The sequence below is a fragment of the Delftia sp. Cs1-4 genome (assembly GCF_000214395.1).
Classification (GTDB): Bacteria; Pseudomonadota; Gammaproteobacteria; order Burkholderiales; family Burkholderiaceae_C; genus Comamonas; species Comamonas acidovorans.
Genome location: NC_015563.1, coordinates 4,168,020 through 4,189,186, shown reverse-complemented (window position 1 = coordinate 4,189,186; position 21,167 = coordinate 4,168,020). Strand labels below are relative to the sequence as shown.

The 21,167-nt window shown below is 68.5% G+C and carries 16 protein-coding genes; 3 read left to right on the top strand and 13 right to left on the bottom strand.

Features of this window, described 5'->3' with window-relative positions; translation table 11 throughout:
- Positions 1–37 precede the first annotated feature (37 nt).
- Positions 38–943, bottom strand: coding sequence for a LysR substrate-binding domain-containing protein (locus tag DELCS14_RS18235; protein WP_013802985.1), 906 nt, complete (start codon positions 941–943; stop codon positions 38–40).
- A gap of 175 nt (positions 944–1,118) precedes the next feature.
- Here DELCS14_RS18235 and DELCS14_RS18230 point away from each other — a divergent pair, with 175 nt between their 5' ends.
- Both DELCS14_RS18230 and DELCS14_RS18225 read left to right on the top strand, forming a co-directional pair.
- The gene (locus DELCS14_RS18230; protein WP_013802984.1) at positions 1,119–2,378 is read left to right on the top strand and encodes a serine hydrolase domain-containing protein; all 1,260 of its coding nucleotides are present in this window, start codon (positions 1,119–1,121) and stop codon (positions 2,376–2,378) included.
- Positions 2,375–3,547, top strand: coding sequence for an MFS transporter (locus DELCS14_RS18225; protein WP_013802983.1), 1,173 nt, complete (start codon positions 2,375–2,377; stop codon positions 3,545–3,547). The genes DELCS14_RS18230 and DELCS14_RS18225 overlap by 4 nt, the downstream gene beginning before the upstream one ends.
- 10 nt (positions 3,548–3,557) lie before the next feature.
- Here the strand turns inward: DELCS14_RS18225 and aspA are convergent, their stop codons facing one another.
- The 8 genes from aspA to DELCS14_RS18185 form a co-directional block, all read right to left on the bottom strand.
- Entirely contained in the window at positions 3,558–4,976 is a 1,419-nt protein-coding gene (gene aspA / locus DELCS14_RS18220; RefSeq protein WP_013802982.1) for an aspartate ammonia-lyase, read from the bottom strand.
- A 14-nt stretch (positions 4,977–4,990) separates the two neighbouring features.
- Positions 4,991–6,421: an amino acid permease gene (locus DELCS14_RS18215; RefSeq protein WP_043796316.1), complete on the bottom strand. Its 1,431-nt coding sequence runs from the start codon at positions 6,419–6,421 to the stop codon at positions 4,991–4,993.
- Positions 6,422–6,541: 120 nt separating this feature from the next.
- Positions 6,542–7,561, bottom strand: coding sequence for an amino acid ABC transporter substrate-binding protein (locus DELCS14_RS18210; RefSeq protein WP_013802980.1), 1,020 nt, complete (start codon positions 7,559–7,561; stop codon positions 6,542–6,544).
- A 21-nt stretch (positions 7,562–7,582) separates the two neighbouring features.
- Positions 7,583–8,899: a cation:dicarboxylase symporter family transporter gene (locus DELCS14_RS18205; protein ID WP_013802979.1), complete on the bottom strand. Its 1,317-nt coding sequence runs from the start codon at positions 8,897–8,899 to the stop codon at positions 7,583–7,585.
- 113 nt (positions 8,900–9,012) lie between these two features.
- Entirely contained in the window at positions 9,013–10,014 is a 1,002-nt protein-coding gene (locus DELCS14_RS18200) for a C45 family peptidase (RefSeq protein WP_013802978.1), read from the bottom strand.
- A 9-nt stretch (positions 10,015–10,023) separates the two neighbouring features.
- Complete coding sequence (locus DELCS14_RS18195; protein WP_013802977.1) at positions 10,024–11,481, bottom strand: biotin carboxylase; 1,458 nt, start codon at positions 11,479–11,481, stop codon at positions 10,024–10,026.
- Complete coding sequence (locus DELCS14_RS18190; protein ID WP_013802976.1) at positions 11,478–14,381, bottom strand: ornithine decarboxylase; 2,904 nt, start codon at positions 14,379–14,381, stop codon at positions 11,478–11,480. The genes DELCS14_RS18195 and DELCS14_RS18190 overlap by 4 nt, the downstream gene beginning before the upstream one ends.
- 91 nt (positions 14,382–14,472) lie before the next feature.
- A complete protein-coding gene (locus DELCS14_RS18185; RefSeq protein ID WP_013802975.1) occupies positions 14,473–15,345 on the bottom strand; it encodes a carbon-nitrogen hydrolase family protein in 873 nt (290 codons plus the stop codon).
- 232 nt (positions 15,346–15,577) lie between these two features.
- Between DELCS14_RS18185 and DELCS14_RS18180 the strand changes: the two genes are divergently transcribed.
- On the top strand, positions 15,578–17,065 hold the full coding sequence (locus tag DELCS14_RS18180) for a PLP-dependent aminotransferase family protein (protein WP_224986001.1): 1,488 nt from the start codon (positions 15,578–15,580) through the stop codon (positions 17,063–17,065).
- A gap of 35 nt (positions 17,066–17,100) precedes the next feature.
- On the opposite strand, the gene DELCS14_RS18175 is transcribed toward DELCS14_RS18180, so the two are convergent.
- The 4 genes from DELCS14_RS18175 to DELCS14_RS18160 all read right to left on the bottom strand — a co-directional run bounded on the left by DELCS14_RS18175 (position 17,101) and on the right by DELCS14_RS18160 (position 21,161).
- Positions 17,101–19,350, bottom strand: a complete 2,250-nt coding sequence (locus tag DELCS14_RS18175; RefSeq protein WP_013802973.1) for an EAL domain-containing protein — start codon at positions 19,348–19,350, stop codon at positions 17,101–17,103.
- A 28-nt stretch (positions 19,351–19,378) separates the two neighbouring features.
- The gene (locus DELCS14_RS18170) at positions 19,379–20,119 is read right to left on the bottom strand and encodes a GGDEF domain-containing protein (protein ID WP_012204881.1); all 741 of its coding nucleotides are present in this window, start codon (positions 20,117–20,119) and stop codon (positions 19,379–19,381) included.
- Positions 20,119–20,520, bottom strand: coding sequence for a DUF1987 domain-containing protein (locus DELCS14_RS18165; protein ID WP_012204882.1), 402 nt, complete (start codon positions 20,518–20,520; stop codon positions 20,119–20,121). The genes DELCS14_RS18170 and DELCS14_RS18165 overlap by 1 nt, the downstream gene beginning before the upstream one ends.
- A gap of 68 nt (positions 20,521–20,588) precedes the next feature.
- The gene (locus DELCS14_RS18160; RefSeq protein WP_013802972.1) at positions 20,589–21,161 is read right to left on the bottom strand and encodes a SiaB family protein kinase; all 573 of its coding nucleotides are present in this window, start codon (positions 21,159–21,161) and stop codon (positions 20,589–20,591) included.
- Positions 21,162–21,167 lie beyond the last annotated feature (6 nt).

The following is a 21,167-nucleotide window of genomic DNA, read 5'->3' as shown; positions in this document are numbered from 1 at the left end:
GCGGGGGGCCTGCAGGCAGCAGCGGCCGGCGCGCAGCCTATCTGCGCGTCCCGGATGTCTGGGGTGTCTTGGGCGCCGCGGTCCTGGCAGCGTCCGGGGCCTGCCCGGGTTGCACCTGTGGAAACACCCGCGCGCACAGGAAGTCCACCAGCGCCCGCAGCTTGGGCGAGGGATGCTTGCTGGCGGGCCACAGCACGTGGAAGACGTTGGTGTGCTCCATGCAGTCCGCCAGCACGGGTTGCAGCCGGCCGTCGGCCAGCGGCTCGCGGATGGAGAACTCCGGCAGGTAGGCGATGCCCAGGCCCTGCAGCGCAAAGCACAGCCGGGTTTCGATGTTGTTGCAGATCATGGAGGTGGGCAGCTGCAGCTCGGGCGCGCCCGCGGCGCGCCGCAGCACCCAGGGCTCCAGCTTGCCGCTGTGGGGGTAGCGGTAGTGCAGGCAGCTGTGCTCCAGCAGATCCTCGGGCACCCGGGGCGTGCCGCGCTGCGCCAGGTAGCCGGGCGAGGCCACCAGCAGGTAGCCGAAGGCGCCCAGCCGGCGCGCGGACAGGCGTGAGTCGGCGGGCGCGCCCGTGCGCACCACGGCGTCGAAGCCTTCCTCGATCACATCGACCAGCTGGTCGGTGAAGTCCAGGTCCAGCTCGATCTCGGGATAGGCGCGCATGAACTCTCCCAGCACCGGCAGCACCAGAGAACTGACCAGGGGCAGGCTGACCCGCAGCCGGCCGCGCGGCGCGGTGCTGGCCTGCGACAGCTCCAGCTGCGCGGCCTCGATCTCGGCCAGGATGCGGCGGCTGCGCTCCAGGAACAGCGCGCCCTCGGCCGTGAGCGTGATGCTGCGTGTGCTGCGGTGGAACAGGCGCACGCCCAGCCGGTCCTCCAGCCGCGCCACGCTCTTGCCGATGGCCGATGCCGAGATGCCCAGCAGCCTGCCGGCCGCCACGAAACTGCGGGTCTAGGCGACTTGCACGAACACCACGAAACCGTTGAGGCTGTCCAAACGCCGCTCCTTCATTGCGGACATCCAGTTCCGCGCAAACCGGAAATCTACCCCACTTTTTCTTTAATCGCGGTCTTTCTATCGTCGGAACCCTGTTCATTTGATCCCGGGAATTCCCATGACGATTGCCCTTTCTGCAGCGCCTTCAGCACCTGCTGCACCCGCTGCACCCGCTGCGCTGCCTGCGACCCTGTCGTCCTCGCCCCTGTCCGACCGCATCCAGGCCGTGGTCCGGCAGGCGCTTGAGGCGCAGCGTCTGGTCGGCGCCGTGGTGCTGGTGGCGCGTGGCGGCGCGCTGGTCCACCGCCAGGCCGCAGGCTGGGCCGACCGCGAGCGCGGGCTGCCCATGGCCGTGGATGTGGTGTTTCGCCTGGCCTCGGCCAGCAAGCCCATCGTCTCGGCTGCCGCGCTGGTGCTGGTGGCGCGGGGACTGCTGGCGCTGGACGAGGGGGTGGAGCGCTGGCTGCCCCGGTTCCGCCCCCGGCTGGCCGATGGCGGGCCCGCCCGCATCACCGTACGCCAGCTTCTCAGCCACACGGCGGGGCTGGGCTACCGCTTCTTCGAGGCCGATGCACAAGGCCCCTATGCGCGCGCGGGCGTATCGGACGGCATGGACCGCCAGGGCATCGGACTGGAAGAGAACCTGGAGCGCATCGCCAGCGTGCCGCTGCTGTACGCGCCGGGCACGGCCTGGGGCTACTCGCTGGCCACCGATGTGCTGGGCGCCCTCATTGAGCAGGTGCACGGCAGGCCGCTGGACCAGGCCGTGCGCGAGCTGGTGACCGGGCCGCTGGGCATGACCGATACCGGCTTTGCCGTCACCGATGCGCTGGCCGCGCAGCGCGTGGCCACGGCCTATGTCAGCGATGTGCCGCAGCCCCATCCGCTGGCCGAGGGCGAGACCGTGTCGCCCTTCGAGGGGAGCATCGGCATTGCCTTCAGCCCTTCGCGCATCTTTGACGCCCAGGCCTTTGCCTCCGGCGGCGCCGGCATGGCCGGGACGGCAGGCGATTTCCTGCGGCTGCTGGAAGCCCTGCGCCAGGGTGGCAACACCCTGCTGCCCGACGCCCTGGTCGCCGAGATGGCGCGGGACCAGACCGGCGGGCTGGCCCTGCCCAATGCGCCGGGCTTCGGCTTTGGCCTGGGCTTTTCCGTGCTGCGCGATGCGGCGCAGGCGGCATCGCCGGAGTCGGTGGGCACCTGGCGCTGGGGCGGGGCCTATGGGCATTCCTGGTTCGTGGACCGGGCGCAGGAGCTCAGTGTCGTGGCCTTCACCAACACCTTGTACGAGGGCATGTCGGGGCGCTTCGTCAACGATTTGCGCGACGCGGTCTACGGGGTTTGTGAGGTCCACGGGGTTTCGGGAGCGCTGCAATGACCGGAACAAGCCAGGACCGCCTGCCCGTTGCCTCCCTGCTGGCGCTGGCCATGGCGGCCTTCATCACCATATTGACGGAGGCGCTGCCGGCGGGCCTGCTGCCGCAGATGGCCCAGGGCCTGGCCGTGACCGAGGCCTGGGTGGGCCAGACCGTCACCCTCTACGCCATAGGCTCCCTGGTGGCCGCCATACCGCTGACGGCCGCCACGCAGGGCATGCGCCGCCGCCCCCTGCTGCTGGCGGCGATCGCGGGCTTTGTCGTCGCCAACACGGTCACGGCCTTGTCCACGCACTTTGCGCTGACCCTGGTGGCGCGCTTTCTGGCGGGGGTCTCGGCCGGGCTGCTTTGGGCGCTGCTGGCCGGCTACGCGGCACGCATGGTGCCCGGCCATCTCAAGGGCCGCGCCATCGCCATTGCCATGGTGGGCACGCCGCTGGCGCTGTCGCTGGGCGTGCCGGCCGGCACCGTGCTGGGCCAGTGGGTGGGCTGGCGGCTGTGCTTCGGCCTCATGAGCGTGCTGGCGCTGGCGCTCATGGTCTGGGTGCGCGCCCGCCTGCCCGACTTTGCGGGGCAGGCGGCAGGCCGCCACCTGCCGCTGCGGCACGTGTTCACCCTGGCGGGCGTGCGCCCCGTGCTGTTCGTGGTGCTGGCCTTCGTGCTGGCGCACAACATTCTCTACACCTATATCGCGCCCTTCCTGGCGGTGGCGGGCATGGCCGCGCGCACGGACCTGGTGCTGCTGGTGTTCGGCGCCACCTCCGTGCTGGGCATCTGGATCACCGGCGTGCTGATCGACCGCCACCTGCGTGCGCTCACGCTGGCCAGCATTGCGCTGTTTGCACTGTCCACGCTGATGCTGGGCGTGGCCGCAGATGCGCCGGCCCTGGTGTATGCGGCGGTGGCCGTCTGGGGCCTGGCCTTTGGCGGCGCCGCCACGCTGCTGCAGACTGCCATTGCCCACACGGCGGGCGAGGCCGCCGACGTGGCGCAGTCCATGCTGGTCACGGCCTGGAACATGGCGATTGCCGGCGGCGGCATCGTGGGCGGCCTGCTGCTGGCGCGCATGGGCGTGGGCGCCTTCACGCCCGTGCTGCTGGCGCTGCTGGGCGCATCGCTGGCCGTGGTGTGGGCGGCCAGGCGGCATGGGTTTCCTGCGGTGTGCAGGTAGGGCAGACCGGTCATCCGAGTTTCAGCGCCGTGGGCCGCGTGAGGATCTCGGGCCGCAGGATGGTGTCCAACTGCGTTTTGGTCAGCAGGCCCCGGGCCAGCACGATGTCGTAGACGCTGCCGCCGCTGGCGTGGGCTTGCTGGGCCACGGAGGTGGCATTGGCGTAGCCGATGTAGGGGTTGAGCGCGGTCACGATGCCGATGGAGTTCTCCACCGCCGCGCGCAGGTGTTCGCGGTTGGCGGTGATGCCCTGCACACAGCGCTCGGCCAGCGTCAGGCAGCCGTTGCGCAGGTGGCTCACGCTTTTGAAGATGCTGTGGGCGATGATGGGCTCGAAGGCATTGAGCTGCAGCTGCCCGGCCTCGGCCGCGAAGCTGACGGTGATGTCGTTGCCGATGACCTCGAAGGCGATCTGGTTCACCACCTCGGGGATCACGGGGTTGACCTTGCCCGGCATGATGCTCGATCCCGCCTGCATGGCCGGCAGGTTGATCTCGCCCAGGCCTGCACGCGGGCCGCTGGACAGCAGCCGCAGGTCGTTGCAGGTCTTGGACAGCTTGATGGCCACGCGCTTGAGCACGCCCGACAGTTGGACGAAAGAGCCGCAGTCCTGGGTGGCCTCGATCAGGTTGGGCGCGGTCTGCAGCGCAATGCCGGTGATCTCCTGCAGGTGCCTGAGCACCAGGGGCGCGTAGTCGGGATGGGCGGTGATGCCCGTGCCTATGGCGGTGGCGCCCATGTTGATCTCGCAGATCAGCAGCACGGCCTCGCGCAGACGCGCCTGGTCCTCTTCGATCATCACGGCATAGGTGCTAAATTCCTGGCCCAGCGTCATGGGCACAGCATCCTGCAGCTGGGTGCGGCCCATTTTCAGCACATCCCGGAACTCCTCGGCCTTTTGCGCGAAGGCCAGGCGCAGCGTGTCCATGGCGTCGATCAGCCCGTGGATGCCGAACCAGGTGGCGATCTTGAGCGCGGTGGGGTAGACGTCGTTGGTGCTCTGGCCGATGTTCACCTGCTCGTTGGGATGCAGGTACCGGTACTCGCCCTTGTGGTGGCCCAGCAGCTCCAGCGCGCGGTTGGCGATGACCTCGTTGGCGTTCATGTTGGTCGAGGTGCCTGCACCGCCCTGGATCACGTCCACCACGAACTGCTCGTGCAGCCGTCCGCCCTGCAGCTCCTGGCAGGCGCTCACGATGGCATCGCAGCGCCGCTGGTCCAGCAGGCCCAGCTCATGGTTGGTCAGGGCCGCCGCCTGCTTGATGCTGGCCAGGGCGCGGATCAGTTCGGGGTAGATGGAGATGGGCGTGCCGGTGATGCCGAAGTTCTCCCGGGCGCGCAGGGTGTGCACGCCGTAGTAGGCGTCGGCGGGAACCTCGCGGTCCCCGAGCAGGTCGTGTTCGATGCGGACGGATGGATCGGTGCTCATGCTTGTGTCTCCATTTATTCGGATTTGACGATCAACGGACCCAGGCCTTCCTGAACGGCCTGCTCCTGCTCCACGCGGCCGGGTTTCGGGCGGCCCCAGTGGAGCTTTTGCGCCAGCATGCCCAGGGCGACCAATGCACCGCCCAGCACGCTGGTGTAGAGCACTTCCTTGCGGTAGGTGCCCTCGGCCACCATGACCACCATGGAGGCGACGATGAAGAAGATGGTGGCGTAGGTCAGCGCCGGGAAGCACCACATCTTCAGGCGGATGGGCGTGCCGCTGGCTTCGAGCTTGCGGCGCATGTGCAACTGCGACACGGCGATGCACAGGTACACCAGCAGCGCGATGGAGCCGGTCGCGGCCATGAGCACATCGAACACGTCCATCTGGCCGGTGGCGGTGAGGGCGACCGTCAGCAGGGCCAGCGCGCTGGAGGCGATGACGGCCATGTAGGGCGCGCTGGTGCTGCGGCCCAGGGTCGTGAACAGGCGGGGGGCGTCGCCGCGGCGCGCCAGCGAGAACAGCATGCGGCTGGAGGTGTAGAGCGCCGAGTTGAAGCAACTGCACACGGAAGTGAGCACCACGAAGTTGACGATCTGGCCGGCGAAGGGAATGCCCAGGTGCTTGAGCGCGACGGCGTAGGTGCCTTCGGTGGAGAGGATCAGGCCCGGGGTGTCGTACGGAATCAGGCAGACCACGATGAAGATGGAGCCCACGTAGAACAGCGAAATGCGCCAGACCACGGACCGGGTGGTCCGCACGATTTCCTTGCCCGGGTCCTGGGATTCGGCCGCCGCCACGGTGACGATCTCGGCCCCGATGAAGGCGAACATCGCGCCCAGCAGCGCCACCACCACGGCGCCGGGGCCGTTGGGCATGAAGCCCTTGCTGGTCAGGTACGCCATGCCTGCGACATCGCCCGCAGGCCAGAGCCTGGCGATGGCCAGCGCTCCGATGGCGATGAACAGCACAATGGCCACGACCTTGATCAGAGCGAACCAGAACTCGAACTCGCCATAGTTGTGCACCGGCAGGAAGTTGACGGCCATCAGGCCGAAGACCACCACCAGCATGTAGCCCCAGATGGGAACGGCCGGCATCCAGGCGTTGAGGATGGCCCCGGCCACATAGGCCTCCCAGCCCATCAGCAGTGTCCAGAAGCACCAGTACAGCCAGCCGATCGTGAAGCCGGCCCAGCGCCCGATGGCGCGGTCTGCGTAGGTGGAGAACGAGCCGCTGTCAGGCTGCGCCACGGCCATTTCGCCCAGCATGCGCATGACCAGCACCACCAGGATGCCCCCGCCCATGTACGCCAGGATGGCTGCGGGGCCGGCACTGGCAATCACCTTGCCGGAGCCGACGAACAGCGCACCGCCGATCACCCCCGCAATGGATAGCATGGTGAGGTGCCGCGGCTTCAGCCCACCTTCGAGTTGCTGACTCATTTCCTGTCTCCTTGTATTTGCTGTTGCAAAGGGGGCGCGACCCGCGTGCTGCATGCCGTGCGCAGAGCAAGGCCGGGCGAGGCGCCATCCGGCGCGCAATGGGTGCAGGCAGCAACCGCCTCAACGGGGTTGGGCGGCCAGGGTCTCGATGAGGGTCTGCAACTGGGCGCTCATCGGCAGGTCCAGGCTGGTGCCCGAAGGCAGGCGGCGCAGGAACCAGCGCCTGTACTGGCGCTCGATCTCGCCGTCCTCGGCCAGCGCCTGGAAGCTGGTTCTCACCACCTGGGCCAGTTGGGGGTCGTCCTTGCGGAACATGATGGCGTAGGGGTCGTAGGAGAGGTAGTCGCCCACAACCTGGAACCTGGCGCCCGGGCTCGCGCCCGTGCCGCCGTTGCCATCCGCCTTGCCGGCGTTCTCCGCGATCAGGCCGTACAGCAGCACGTCGTCGGTGGCGAAGGCGTCGGACTGGCCGCCGGCCACCTGGGCAAAGCCCTGGGAGTGGTCGGGCACCACCTGCAGCTGCATGCCCAGGTGAAATTTCCGGTCCAGGTCGCGCATGGCTTTTTCATTGGTGGTGCCGGCCGTCACCGCCACCTTCTTGCTGGCCAGGTCGCGCAAGGAGCGGATCTGCGTGTCCTGCCGGACCATGACCTTGGTGCCGGCCACGAACATGATGGGCGAGAAGGCCACGCGCTTTTGGCGCTCCAGGTTGCTGGTGGTGGAGCCGCATTCCAGGTCCACCTGGCCGCTGGCCACGGCATCCACGCGGTTGTCGGCCGTGACGGGCACCCAGCGGATGGCCAGGCTCCTGTTGACCGCATCCTCGATGCTGGTCACCAGCGCCTTGCACAGCTCGATGGAGTAGCCGATGGGCTCGTTGCGCGCGTTCAGGTAGGAAAACGGCACCGAGGCCTGGCGGTAGCCCAGCGCAATGGAGCCGCTGGCGCGCACCTTGGCCAGCGTGCCGCTGAGCGTGGCGGGCGCGCGGCTGGCGGCGGTGCGCTCTGGCGTGTCGGCTTCCTGGGCGCCGGCCGTGCCGGCCAGCAGCGCAAGCGCCGCCACGCCCGCTGCCGCTGCCACCCGCGCCGGCCCCGGCAGCGCCCATGGCTGCCCTGGCCGTGATCTGGGTTCGGGTTTCATGGCGTTTCCTTGTGCGGGTTGTCAGGAATGGGCCGGGGAGGCGGGATGGGCCAGCGTGGCCCTGGCCTCCGAATCCAGCCGTGCGGCGTTGGCTGCGGCTTCGGTCTCGGGCAGCAGGTCGCCCTCCCACTTGGCGACGACGGCGGTGGCGATGGAATTGCCCACGGCGTTGGTGGCCGATCGGCCCATGTCCAGGAAGGTGTCCACGCCCAGGATGAGCAGCAGGCCGGCCTCGGGGATGTTGAACTGGTTGAGCGTGGCGGCGATCACCACCAGCGAGGCGCGCGGCACGCCGGCCATGCCCTTGGAGGTCAGCATCAGGATCAGCAGCATGGTGATCTGCGTGCCCAGCGACAGGTGGATGTCGTAGGCCTGGGCGATGAACAGCACGGCGAAGGTGCAGTACATCATGGAGCCGTCGAGGTTGAACGAGTAGCCCATGGGCATCACGAAGCTGGAGATCTTGCGCTTGACGCCGAAGCGGTCCAGCGCGTCCAGGATCTTGGGGTAGGCGGCCTCGGAGCTGGCGGTGGCGAACGACAGCATGAAGGCTTCCTTGATCAGCACCAGCAGCCTGAAGATGCGCGGGCCCAGGAACAGGAAACCGGCGATCACCAGCACTCCCCACAGCAGAAACAGGCCCAGGTAGAAGTCACCCATGAAGACGGCGAACTTCAGCAGGATCTCCAGGCCGTTGACAGACACGGTGGCCGCCATGGCCGCCAGCACGGCCAGCGGCGCGAGCTTCATCACATAGCCGGTGATCTTGAGCATGACGTGGGACAGCTCGTCGATGGCGGCCACCAGCGTCCTGCCCTTTTCACCGAGCGCGGCCAGGGCCACGCCGAAGAACATGGAGAACACGACGATCTGCAGGATCTCGTTGTTGGCCATGGCCTCGGCAAAGGACTTGGGCACCAGGTGGCTGACGAAGTCCTTGAGCGTGAACTTGGCCGTGGCGAGGTTGGCCGAAGCCCCGATGTCCGGCAGCGGCAGCCCCAGGTTGTGGCCCGGCTGCAGCAGGTTGGCCAGGACCAGGCCCATGACCAGCGACACCAGCGAGGCGGTGACGAACCAGCCCATGGCCTTGAGGAACACCCGGCCCACCGAGGCCGCGTCGCCCATGTGCGCGATGCCCACCACCAGCGTGGAGAACACCAGCGGGCCGATCAGCATCTTGATCAGCCGCAGGAACACGTCCGACATGATGGAGATGTAGCCCGCGATCTGCGCGGCCGCCTTCTTGTCGGGGAAGTTGATGAACACCATGTAGCCGATCACGATGCCCAGCACCATGGCAACCAGAATCCAGATGGCGGGCGGAAGTCTTCTTGTCATTTCCATGTCTCCTTCGGAACCTGTGGGGAATGCCTGGACGGCAGTGCGTGGCACCTTGTCCCGGGCGTCGGATGCAAGCGCTGAATGCAGGCGCGGGATGCTGGGCGGGGCGCTCAGGGGCCCTGGCTCAGGTAGGCGATCTCCCGGTGGCCCTCCTCGAAGGCGGCCAGGGTCTGCGGCCAGGCCTGGCCGGGCCAGGACAGTTCGAGCCGGCCCGACCGAGGGGCGTAGGCCGCCGTGTACAGCGTGCCGTAGCCGCGCCGCCAGGCGGGCTGGTACAGGGGCTCGCGCAGCAGCGCGGCCTGGGTGTCGCTGGCCGGCATGCCGGCGTCGATCTGCTGCTGCAGGGCGGCCAGCCGCTCGCAGGCGCTGGTGGCGCGTGCATGCTCGGGCCATTCCACCGTGTGCTGGAAGTTGGTCACGGCCCGGCGCCGGGTCACTTCCACGGGACGGTCGGGGTTCAGGAACACCGTGGCCCATTCGCCCCGGGCGTCCAGCAGCGTGACGCTGTAGCACATGTGCACGGGCACGCGCTGCAGGATGGCCACGGCCGATGCGGTGTCCTGCGCGATCTCCAGCACATAGCGCAGCACCAGCGGAATGCCGAAGCCGTCGCCATGGGCCGTGCGGCCGCCGAAGGACAGCGAGGCGGCCAGGCCCGACTCGTTCATGCCGTCCAGCGCGCCCCACAGGCAGTCGCCCATGGCGGCCACGCGCTGCCCGCTCCAGCGCGTGGCCAGCCAGTGGCCCTCCAGCAGCGCGGGCGCGAAGTCGTAGTTGCGCAGCAGCATGGGTTCCTGCTGGCCGGCCGTATCCAGCCAGACCGCCTGGGAGCAGCCGGTGATGTAGGGCGGCGGGCACCACAGCGACAGGAAGCGCGCCTCGATGTCGCCGCCGCCGGCCAGCTCCACCAGCCGCTCCCAGGTGGGCACCAGCTCCGGCATGTGCTGGCGCAGGGCGCGGCGGCACTCCAGGAAGCCGGCGCGTGCCACGGCGCCCTGGCGCAGGAACCAGGCGCGGTAGTAGGGCCAGGCCTGCTCGCACAGGGCCTGCCATTTCCGGCCGGGCAGGTCTTCGGCGATGGCCTGGAAGCGGATGCGGGTAGGCAGGGGCATGGGAGGCCTTCAGAGGATCTTGAACGAGCCCGGCGCCGGCGCTGCGCCGGGCTGGGTGGCCAGGATGGGCTTGCCCGCGTAGTAGTTCTTGATGCCGCGTATCCAGTCGCGCGCCCGGATGTTGAGCTTGAAGTTGTCGTCCATCGAGCGGCCGCGCGTGATCAGGATGCCCAGGTCGGCGCCCTCGTAGCGGTAGTCGCCGGGGCCGGTGATGCGCAGGAAGAAGGCCTCGCGCTCGGTGTCTATGGCCTTGCGGTTGTAGTCGAAGCGCTGGTAGGCCACGCTGCCGTCCTCGCCCATGCGGTAGATGCCGGTGGCCGGAGCATGCGTGACCTGGTCGATGCGGTCCTCGTTGAACTTGAGCACCACCTGAGACCAGGAGTCGATGAAATGCGGCTGGGCCCAGCGCTCGTTGATCTCCTTGACGTTCAGGTCGAACGGCACGCCCGAGAATTCGAGCAGGTGGAACAGGAACAGCGGCGCATCGGCGTAGGCGAAGGCGGCATGGTTGGTCATGGGGCTGGCGCCGCAGATGCGCGGGTTCAGCTCGCCCAGGTAGACCTCGCCGGTGTCGGTGTCGATCAGGAAGTCCAGGTCGAAGTAGCCGCGGTAGCCCTCGGCCAGCAGCTGGTTGCCGAAGCGCTCGGCCATGTCGCGCGCCCTGGCGCGCACCTCCTCGGAGAAGGCGCCCGGGAACACCTCGTTGCCGCACCAGCCGCCCTTGTAGGGCGTGAGTTCGCGCGCGCCCACCACCTCGGTCAGCAGCGGCCCGACCAGGGTGCCCGACTGGGTGGCGCAGGCCTCCAGCGTGGCGCCGCGGCAGTTGATGCGCTTCATGATCTTGACCTCGGGGTCGTTGACGATCTCGTCCTTGTGCTTGTCGAAGTCCTCGCGCGAGGCGATGAAGAAGGTGGTGTGGCCCGAGTCGCCGAAGGCCGACTGCACCACCAGGTCCTTGCCAAGGCCGTGGCGCTCGGCGATCTGCATCAGGTGCTCGTAGCTGTCCACCTTCTCCAGCGCGTTGGGCACCGAGTAGACGCCGGCCTTGTTGCCTATGCGCACGGTCTCCATCTTGTTGTCGCAGCGCTGGCGCAGCGCGGCTGGCGGAAACCAGACCTCCATGCCCAGCTCGCGGGCCAGGGCCTCGGTCTTCTCGTCGAACATCAGGAAGGTGGCGACCGGCTTGCCGCCGCGCCGCTCGATCAGATCCACCACGTCCTTGTGCTGCAGCAGGTAGTTGTTGATGTCCTCGATGGACTCGAAGGGCTCGTGCGGCAGCTCCTGCGGCACGAAGGCGTTGGGGTGGCGGCCGTCGAAGCAATCGATGTAGTTGATGTAGCGGAAGCGGTTGACCCAGCGGTCCATGCCCAGCAGGTTGAAGTTGGTGGCGCTGATGAAGTAGATGGGCCGCTCGTTGCGGTGGAACATCAGCAGCAGGTCGGCAACGCTTTTGACTTTGTTGTTCACTTCTTGCTCCTCGTCGTGGTCTTCTTCGGGGTGGGGGAAAGCGTGATCAGTTCAGGTTCGGGCTCGGGTCGGACCAGGCCCAGGCCTTCGTCGCCCGCCTGCGGCTGCGCCGCGCGGCCCGACAGCGCCAGCGCGGCGCGCGCGGCCGTGGCCTGGGCGGCGCGGTCCAGCGCGGCCCGGCTGAAGATGCGAAAGCCCAGCTCAGGCCGGAAGCCGTGGATCTCGCGCACATCGAGCGCGGCCATGAACTGCAGGATCTCGGCGCTGATCACCTGCCCGGGCACGAGGATGGGAAAGCCCGGCGGGTAGGGGATGACGAAGAGCGCGGACACCAGCTCGCGCCCCTCGGCGATGGCGCGCGCGGCCTCGGCCATGTCGATGTATTCGCAGTTGGTGTCGTCGTACGAGAGGAAGAAGGCGCTGCGGATGTCGCCGTCGCGCGTGCCTGCGCGGCCTTCGACGCTGCGGCCCCGGAAGGCGAAGTGAAAGCTGGAGAAATTGGGCAGCGGCGGCTGCTCCAGCGTGAGCGAGCGCACGCGCCTTTCATGGATGCGCCGCTCGATGGCGCTCAGGTCGGCCACGCGGGCGTCCACGTCGCGGGCAATCTTGATCAGCACCTCGATCAGGTAGGCGATGGCCGAGCGCGTGCTGCCGATGTTGGTCATGAACAGCACGGTGTTGCGCGAGGTCTTGTTGATCTGGATGCCGTACCTGTCCATCAACTCCTTGTTCTTGAAGGTGTCGCCGTCCATGCCCGTGGTGCCGATGACCAGGGTGGCGCGGCTGGGGTCGAGCACGAACTCGTCGCTGCGCCATGCCACCTCCAGGTTGTCCCAGCCCGTCTCGTCGTTGTAGTAGTTGTCCACGCCCGACTCGCGGTAGGCCAGCGGCACCAGGTCGCCGATGCGCAGGAAGCGGAAGTAGCGCCTGAGCAGGGGGTGGTGCAGCACCTGCTCGCGCAGGCTCATGGCCAGCTCCAGCTGGCGCTGGATCAGCTCGTAGCCCTCCAGTTCCACCTGGCGGCGGCCCACGTCCAGCGAGGCGAGGATCTGGTAGTTGGGCGAGGTCGAGGTGTGCGTCATGTACGCCTCGTGGAAGGACTCCTCGGCCTTGTCCTTGAAGTCCTGGTCCCAGATATGGATCATCGAGCCCTGGCGCAGCGCCGTCAGCGTCTTGTGCGTGGAATGCGTGGCGTAGACCCGGATGCGGGCCTTGGCGGGGTCGGGGATCAGGCGGGTCTCCAGCAACTGCTGGTCGTCTTCCCAGTCGATGCTGGCGGCGAACTCGGCGTGGCGCCTGGCGTAGGCCGGGTCCTTGAAGGTCTCGCACAGCTTGGCGGCGCTGGCCATGGCCGTGCGCGGGCGGTAGATGGGATGGCAGCGCGCGAAGGCGAACCAGGCCTCGTCCCAGAGGAAGACCAGGTCGGGCTTGATGGCCAGGCATTCCGTCATCACGCGCTCCACGTCGTAGACGATGCCGTCGAAGGTGCAGTTGGTCAGCAGCACCATGCGCACGCGCTCCAGCGTGCCCGCGCGCCGAAAGCCCAGCAGGGTCTCCTTGATGTGGCGCAGCGGCACGGCGCCGTACATGGAGTACTGGTCCAGCGGATAGGAGTCCAGGTAGGCCACCTGGGCGCCGGCCAGCACCAGGCCGTAGTGGTGGGACTTGTGGCAGTTGCGGTCCACCAGCACGATGTCGTCGGGCCGCACCAGGGCCTGCACCACGATCTTGTTGCAGGTGGAGGTGCCGTTGGTGGCGAAGTAGGTGCGCCTGGCGCCGAAGGCGCGGGCCGCGTACTCCTGGGCCAGCTTGAGCGGGCCCACGGGGTCCAGCAGCGAGTCCAGCCCGCCCGAGGTGGCCGAGGTCTCGGCCATGAACAGGTTCATGCCGTAGAACTGGGCCAGGTCCCCGATCCAGTTGCTGTTCATGATGGACTTGCCGCGCGCCAGCGGCAGCGCATGGAACACGCCCGTGGGCTGCTTGGCGTAGTCGCGCAGCGCGTGGAAGAAGGGCGTCCTGTGGCGCTCGCCCACGCCTTTCATGATGGCGCTGTACAGCTCGATGTGGTCTTCCTCGCCGAAGAAGATGCGCTTGAAGACCTCGCCCACGCGCGCGGCGATCTCCTCGACGCTGACATCGGTGACCAGGTACAGGTCCAGCTCGGGGCGCAGCTGCGCGATCTGGCGGCCCAGCAGCGGGCCGCGCTCGAACTCGGGCATGGCCTCGCTGTTGTCGTCCATGCCTTCCAGGAAGCGGCGCAGCATGCCGTTCCTGTTGACCGAGCGGAATGGAAAGCCATGGCGTATCACCACGGCCTGCAGGTTGAAGTTGACCAGGGTGGCGATCAGCGCATCCTCGAAGCTGGGCACCACCACGATGTCGAACACGAAATCATCGTCGGCGCTGCGCTTGCGCTGCACGCGGCGGCGCAGCGCGTCTTCCTCGCTGGCCGACATCTCGTCGACGATCAGCACCTCGAAGTAAGGCCGCGTCAACTGCGCCTGGCGCTCGCTGTCGGTCTCTATCTGCGAGGGCAGTTCGTTGTCGTTGTCCAGCGTGTTGGCGTCATGGCGGTAGGTGCGCGCAGCCAGCACGCGGTGGATGCGCCGCGCCGCCTGGTGGGCGCGTGCCAGCTCCTCGCGCTCTATCCATTGGCACAGCTCACCGAAGACCCGGCCCCCGGGAAAGGCCCAGTAGCTTTCGACCGGAGCCAGCGCGTCGATGATGGTCTGCACATGGGCCAGGCGGCTGGCTCGCTCGGGGTGCTCGGGCGCCAGGATGGCCAGCCGGCTGAGATCGTCCACCAGGCTGATCCAGCCATCGGCACGCATTTCCCAGACGCTGCGGTGGCGGCTGAGGGAGGCACGGGCGCGCGTTTCGGTCGGGGGGCGGGATGTCATCGTTGTCTCCTGGTTTTTTGCCGCATCGCCCGGTGGCTTGCGGCTTTGTGGTGCTCTTGATGTCGATCGCTGGGAAAAGGGGCGTGTCAGGTCATTGGGGCTTGTCCAGTGCTCCCAGGCTGTGCAGGTAGGGGAAGTCGGTGCCGTCCTTGCGGTAGACGGTGAAATCGCAGTCGCGGTCGCGGAAGCTCTTGAGCGGCTGGCCCAGGTTGCTGCGCAGGCCGTGTTCGCGCTCGTGCCGCAGCCGGGCGAAGTCGACCTCGATGGGCATGATCTGGGCGCCGCTGTCGGCCTGGTGGAGCACGTAGCCCGAGGGGTCCACGATGATGGAGCGGCCCACGCCGCCGTCGCCCACGCCGTTCACATCGAAGAAATAGACCTGGTTGGTGACGGCCGAGGCGCGCGCGATGCACAGCTCCACATCGCGGTCGATGGTGTCCGTCATGGTGGGGTGCAGGATCACCTCGGCGCCCATGGCCACCAGCGTGCGCGTGGTCTCCGGAAACCACATGTCGTAGCAGATGGACACGCCGAAACGGCCCGCTCCAGGCACGTCGAACACGCAAAAGCCGGTGCCGCCGGCCACATCACGCTCATAGGGCCTGAAGGGAAAGAGCTTGCGAAAACGCGTGACGACCTCGCCCTGCGGGTTGATGACGGGCGTGGTGTTGTAGACCACGGTGCCATCGGGGCCGGCCACGCTCTCGAACAGCGAGCCGGGAATCAGCCACAGGCCGGTTTCCCGGGCCAGCCCGCACAGCCGGTCCTCGGTGGGGCCGGGCAGCGGCTCGGCCCTGTCGTGCTTGGGGCCCAGCGCCGCCAGCTCGGAGAACAGCACCATGCGGACCCAGGGAAAACGCGAGCGGATGTGGCGCAGGTAGCCGGCCATGCGCTCCAGGTTGCTGTCGAAGGCGCAAACCTCCATCTGGACGCCGGCAATGCCGAAGGTGGTGGCTGTGCTCATGGCTGCACCTCCTGGCAGGCGGCTTGCCGGGCCGGCAGGGTGCCGCAACGAAAAGCATTCAACTTCAAGGACATAGGCTGACTGAGGGGCGGGGAGAACCGGGCGGTGGGCACAGGTCTTTGAAGTGTCTGGAGGCGGATCATTGAAAAAATATTCGGCTTTCACGCCTTCGATAGCTATACATGGGGGCGAGTCTATGTTCACATTGATCCCAACAAAAGAACCAAATACCGTGAACAAGAGAGAACCAATTTCCCGCGTTGGAAACTCCACGCTGCCGGACTTTGTCAATCGGCATTTCCAACGTAGCGATGCCGAGTACAACCACCGCCAGCTCTACCGCATCGTCAAGGAAGGCATCCTGCGCAAGGCCCTGCCGGCGGGCTCGCGGCTGCCCACCAGCCGCGAGCTGGCGCAGACGCTGGGCATTGCGCGCAACACCATCGTCCAGGTCTATGAGCAACTGGCGCTGGAGGGCCTGGTGCAGGCCGGCGTGGGGCGGGGCACCTATGTGGCCGAGGTGGCGCCGGCCTTCGTGAGCCAGCCGCCGTTGCCGCGCCGCCGTGGCACGCCGCTGTCGCGGCGCGGCAGCGCCATCGTGGGCGGGGCGAGGGCCAGCCACCTGCAGTGGGGCGCCTTCGCGCCGGGCGTGCCCGAGCTGCGCCAGTTTCCGGCCGCGCTATGGAGCCGCCTGCACGCCCAGGCCTGGCGCGATCACAACCCGCTGCAACTGAGCTATGCCACGGGTGCGGGCCATCCCGCGCTGCGCGAAGCCATTGCCGAGCACTTGCAGGGCACGCGCGGCGTGGCCTGCAGCGCGGACCAGATCCTGGTGACCAGCGGCGCCCAGCAGGCGCTGCACCTGATTTCCCAGCTGCTGGCCGATCCTGGCGACACCGTCTGGCTGGAGGACCCCGGCTACTGGGGCGCACGCAGCGTGTTCCGCATGGCCGGCCTGCAACTGCAGCCCATCGCGCTGGACGGCGAGGGCCTGGCGCCCACGCCGCAGCAACTGAAGACACCGCCGCGGCTGATGTTCATCTCGCCCTCGCACCAGTACCCCAGCGGCGTGCTCATGGGCCATGGCCGAAGGCGCCAGCTGCTGGACTACGCGGTGGCCCAGCGGGTCTGGATCGTCGAGGACGACTACGACAGCGAGTTCCGCTTCACCTCGCGCCCGCTGCCGGCGCTGCAGGGCCTGGACGAGCACGGCCGCGTGATCTATCTGGGCACCTTCTCCAAGACCATGTTCCCCTCGCTGCGGCTGGCCTACCTCGTGCTGCCCAGCGACCTGGCCGACAGCTTTGCGCGCGCGCTGAGCGAGCTGTTCCGGGAGGGGCAGATCATGCAGCAGATCGTGCTGGCGCAGTTCATGCGGCAGGGCCACTACGTCAACCACATCCGCCGCATGCGCCAGGTCTACGGCGAGCGCCGGCGCGTGCTCATCGACGAGATAGGCCAGCGCCTGGGCACGGCGGTGACCGTGCAGGGCGGAGACGCGGGGCTGCACCTGGTGCTGGGCCTGCCGCCCGGCTCGGACGATGACGCCATTGCGCGGCAGGCACGCAAGCTGGGCGTGCTCACGCGGCCGCTGTCCCTGTACTCGCTCAGGCCCGATCCGGCCCGGGGCCTGGTGCTGGGCTACGGAGCCGTGACGGAGCAGGAGATCCGCCACAGCTTCGGCCTGCTGGCCGAGGTGATCGCGCCCCATCTGCCGTGAACGGGCGACAGGGCGTCTTCACTCCGGCGCGCCATTCACTCCGGTGCGCCAGTGCGCCGGTGCAGCCAGCCCAGCAACTGCGCCTTGTCCATGGGCCGGGCAACGTGATAGCCCTGTCCCTCCTGGCATCCCATGGCGCGCAGGGCCTGCCAGGCGCTGGCGTCCTCTATGCCTTCGGCCAGGACCTGCAGGCCGAGCTTGCGGCCCAGCTGGGCGATCATTTCGGCGATGCGCGCCTCCTGTGATTCGCCAAGCTGGCGCACGAAGCTGCGGTCGATCTTGATGCGGTCCAGCGGCAGGCGCTCCAGGTAGCTCAGCGAGGAGTAGCCGGTGCCGAAGTCGTCGATGGCAATGGTCACGCCCAGCGTGCGCAGGGCGCTGAGCGTGGCCTGCAGCAGCTGGGTGGGCAGCACGGCCACCGACTCGGTGATCTCCAGCTCCAGTTGCGCGCCCTGCAGGCCGTGCTCTGCCAGGGCGTTGCTCACGGTCTGCAGAAAGCCCGGGTCCTGCAGCTGCACGGTGGAGACATTGACGGCCATGCGCCTGGGGGCGCGGCCGGCGTCCAGCAGTTCGCGCATGGTGCGGCAGGCCGTGGCCAGCACCCATTGGCCCAGCGGCACGATGAGGCCCGAATGTTCGGCTACCGGAATGAAGCGGTCGGGCGGCACGAAGCTGCCGTCCTGCCGGCGCCAGCGCAGCAGGGCCTCCAGGCCGACCAGGGCATGGGTTTCCAGGTCCACCTGGGGCTGGTAGACCAGGAAAAGCTGGGCGCCGTCGATGGCGGCGCGCAGGTCGGACAGCAGCAGGGCGCGGTCGCGCGCCTCCATGCCCATCTGCTCGGAGTACTCCAGCAGCTGGCCGCGGTGATCGCGCTTGGCGCGCTTGAGGGCGATGGTGGCGTCCTTGACCAGGTCGGTGCCGGCCTGGCGCTCATGGGGCAGGTACACGTAGCCGCAGGTCAGCGAGACCTTGTGCGGCACGCCGTCCACGGCCAGCGGCTGCCGGGCGCAGTCCAGCAACTGGGCCAGGGCCACCTCGTCGGTGGGGCCTAGGATGCCGAAGGTGTCCGATCCCACGCGCGCCAGCAGCACGCCTGCGGGCAGCGCGCTGGCCAGGCGGCGGGCCATGGCTTCGAGCAGGCGGTCGCCGAAGCGGTGGCCCATCACGTCGTTGGTGGCGCTGAAGTCGTCGATGTCCACCAGGGCCAGTACATGGTCACGCGTGCCGCGCCACACGCATTCGTCCACTTTTTCCACGAAGTGGGCGCGGTTGGGCAGGCAGACCAGGGGGTCGAAGTAGGCGGACTGGTGCAGGCGCTCCAGCAGGCCGCGGTTGTGCAGCAGCGTGCGCAGGTTGGCGCAGAAGACTTCGAGCAGCTGGCGGTCCAGTGCGCTGTGCGAGGCTGGCGCATCGATGAAGACTGCCATGTCCTGCTCGTCGCCCCGGCCGATGTACAGGGCCACGCCGCGTTGCACGCCGTAGATGTTGCGGCGGGTCTGCAGCGCCTGGCGCAGCAGGCGCAGCCCGCGCGAGGCCAGCACGGTGGCGATGGGCTGGTCGATGAGCCGGGCGAATGGCCCCGTGGCCGCGAGCACGCGGTAGGGCTCGGCCGGGTGCGTGCCCTCCGAGCAGACCAGGCCTTCGCTGGCCACGCCCAGCAAGGTGGCCAGCTGGGTGATCACGCCCCGCGCGAAGGCGTGCAGATTGGTTTCCTCCAGCAGCGAGGCGCTGGAGCGCACCATCAGCTCCAGGCTGCGGCGGTTGGCCTCGATGGCGCACAGCTGCTCGTAGGAGCGCACGGCGGTCACCACGATGGCCAGCAGCCGGTCGGGCGTGAGTTCGGTCTTGGTGCGGCAGTCGTTGATGTCGTAGCGCAGCAGGGTTTCCAGATCGGGCGCCTGGCCCGGGCGGCCGGTGCGCAGCACGATGCGGCTGTTGCGCAGGCCGGCCGTGTAGCGGATGAAATCCACCAGGTCCAGCCCGGCGCCCGTGCCGTCGGTCACGGCGTCGAGCACCACCACGGCCAGGTCCTGCTCGCTGCGCAGCAGATTGCGCGCCTGTGTGCCGGAGCGGGCGTAGAGGAACACCAGCGGCCGGCCGAACAAGGTGTGGCCTTCCAGCGCCAGGCGGAAGGCGGCGTGTACGTCGGGGTCGCTGTCCACGATCAGCACCCGCCATTCAGGCCCGGGCACGGGCGATGGCGGGGGCGGCTGCAGGGCCGGCTGCAGGAGGGCGGAAGCAGGGGCGGGCGCCCTGGGCGCCCGTGCGCGCATCACGAAACTCATGCCTCAGCCCTGTCTCTGTCCGCGCCGCTCAGGCCGTGGCATGGTCTGCCGCGCGCACGACCTGGTTACGCCCGCTGCGCTTGGCGGCGTACAGCGCCTCGTCGGCCAGGCTGTAGGCGTCGTCGAAGCGGCCGCCGCTCGGGCGCCAGCTCACGCCGAAGCTGGCCGTGATGCAGCTGGCGTCGGGCAGGCCGAAGGGATGGGCCTCGATGGCGGCGCGCACCTGCTCGGCCACGCACACGGCGCCGTCGCTGTCGTGCTGGGGCAGCAGCACGGTGAATTCCTCGCCGCCCACGCGGCCGATATGGGCCGTGGCCGGCACGGCGGCCTTGAGGCAGCGCACCACGCCCAGGATCACGCTGTCGCCCACGGGGTGGCCGAAGCTGTCGTTCACGCGCTTGAAGTGGTCTATGTCCAGCACGATCAGGGCCAGGCCCTGCTGGGTGAAGTGGCGGTTCACGCGCTCGATGATGGCCGCGCGGTTGAGCACGCCGGTCAGCGGGTCGTGCGTGGCGCGGTATTCCAGCTCGCCGGCCAGCTCCTGCAGGCGCTGGTTGAGCTGGGTCATCTCCAGCTCGGCGCGGTCGCTGCGGCGCACCAGCCGGCGCGTTTCGCGCAGCAGGCGTTCATAGGCGGTCAGCAGCACGCCCAGGGCCTGGTGGCAGGCCTGGGCGCCGGCCTCTTCGCCCCGGTCGTGGGCGGCGCGGGCCGCCAAAAGGGCCTGGTGCTCGGCATCGAAGAGGTCCGCGGGAGCGGCCACGGTGTCCATCACGCCGCCTTCACGGGGTGGCCGGTGAAGGCGATGGCGGGAAAGTCGTCGCGCAGCTCCTCGCCAAACTCGCAGATGGTGTCGTCTTCCTCGTCGTGGTACCAGTGCAGGGCCACGGGGCGGCCGGCCTCGGCCGCGCCGCTCAGTGCCTCGATCAGGTTGAACAGCATCTTGGTGCTGGAGCTGTTGAAGTAGGCCAGCGCGATGTGCACCTCGATGCGCGCCTGCTGCTGCGCCGGCTGCGGCTGGGCCAGGTAGTCCTTGAGGCGGGCCAGGATGCCGCCGTAGAAGGCGGCGGCGTTCTCGGGATAGGACTCGCCACGCAGGTGCAGCGTGTGCGTGTCGAACTGGAAGTCCACTTCCGGGGAACTGGGAGTCGGTGCGATGTAGAGGTTGTCCATGCGTGATCTCGGTGCGTTGTCCGTGCCTGCGGGCCGGGCCTGTCCAGGCCTGGTGCCGGAGCGACGGCTCAGAGCGTGGCTTTCAGGTAGAAGACGGGCCGGCCGTCCACGGTCTGGGCGGGATCGAAGTCGAACTGCAGCGGCTCGCGCGCATCGCGGGCCAGGGTCAGGAAACCCATGCCCGCGCCCTTGCTGCCTTCGGGCGCGTCATCGCGCAGCGACTGGCGGCAGGCCTTCTTGATCTCGTCCAGCGTCATGCTGCGCAGGGCGTCGAGCTTGGCGCGCAGCGCCTCGCCCATGCCCGGCTCGATGGGGTTGGCGCACAGCAGCACGAAGCTGCCGTCGTCCTCGCGGCGGATGCAGACCGCGCCGTGGCGCAGTTCGCCATCGTCCTGGTGGGGCGGGGTCAGGGCATCGGCCGAGTAATGGATGATGTTCTGCGCCATCTCGACAAAGGACGAGAACAGCTTGCGCCGCGTGGGGCCCGGCACGCCGGCCACTTCCAGCTGCAGCCGCACGGCCTCGGCCATGGCCGCGACGATGTTCTGCGAGAAGTAGCCCACGTAGTAGAAGATCACCTGGTGCTGGCGCGCCAGGTGGAAGAAGCTGCCGTACTTGTCGGCGATCTGTGCGGAGGGCATGGGAGG